General features: G+C 68.2%; 1 protein-coding gene. It reads right to left on the bottom strand.

The features are described 5' to 3' along the window. The coding region (locus ACZ6B1_RS34205; RefSeq protein WP_468784656.1) for an acyltransferase domain-containing protein at positions 1–1,019 on the bottom strand (1,019 nt) is incomplete at its 3' end. Positions 1,020–1,129 lie beyond the last annotated feature (110 nt).

Here is a 1,129-nt window from a genome sequence, read left to right as displayed (position 1 = left end):
GTGAGCCAGTACCGATCACGCTGAAACGCATACGTCGGCACGTCCACGAGCCGACCACCCACACACCACGCCCGCCACGACACCGGAACACCGGACACGAACAACCGCCCCAACCCCGACACCAATGCCCTCGACTCCGGTTCCCGGCGGCTCAACAGCGGCACGACCACAGGCTCCTCCGGCGCCCCCGCCTCCTCCAGCGTGCTCACCACGGCCGAGACCAACGCCCCCGGACCCAACTCCACAAACCGACAGACGCCCTGACCAGCCAAGTACGTCACGGCATCCCCGAAACGCACCGCCTCCCGCGCATGCCGCACCCAGTACTCCGCCGACCCGAACCCACCAGCAACATCAGCCAACCCCCCCGTCACATTCGACACCAACCCCACACCACTATCAGGAGCCGACACCACCACCTCCGCCGCAACCCGACCGAACTCCTCCAACACCGAATCCAGCAACGGCGAATGAAACGCATGCGACACCGCCAACGAACGGACCTCGCAACCAGCACCCTCCAGCTCGGCAGCAGCCGCATCAACCGCCGCCCGCGCACCCGAGATCACCACACTCCCCGGCGCGTTCACCGCCGCCACCACCACCGGACCCAACTCCGGCGCCACCCCCGCCAAAACCTCCCCCACCAACCCCACCGGCCCCGACACCGCGACCATCACCCCGGCCTCGGCCTGCTGCATCACCCGGCCACGCGCCACCACCAACCGCGCCGCATCCCCCAACGACAACATCCCCGCCACATGCGCGGCAGCGATCTCCCCCACCGAATGCCCCACCACGAAATCCGGGACCACACCCCACGACGCAACCACCCGGAACAACGCCACCTCAACAGCGAACAACGCCGGCTGCGTGAACTCCGTCCGCCCCAACACCCCCCCATCCCCACCCCACACCACATCCAGCAACCGGTGATCCCACCACCGGTCCACCTCCCCAGCAACCACCTCCAACTCCCGAGCAAACTCCGGAACCGCCTCCGCCAACTCCCGACCCATCCCCAACCACTGCGCACCCTGACCCGGAAACACAAACGCCAACCCACCAGCACGCACCGACCCCGCCACCACACCAGAGCCCTCCCGCCCCCCAGCCAGGCCGACAACAC

It is taken from the genome of Streptomyces sp. NPDC041129, assembly GCF_055592265.1.
This window is presented reverse-complemented; position numbering and strand designations above follow the sequence as displayed.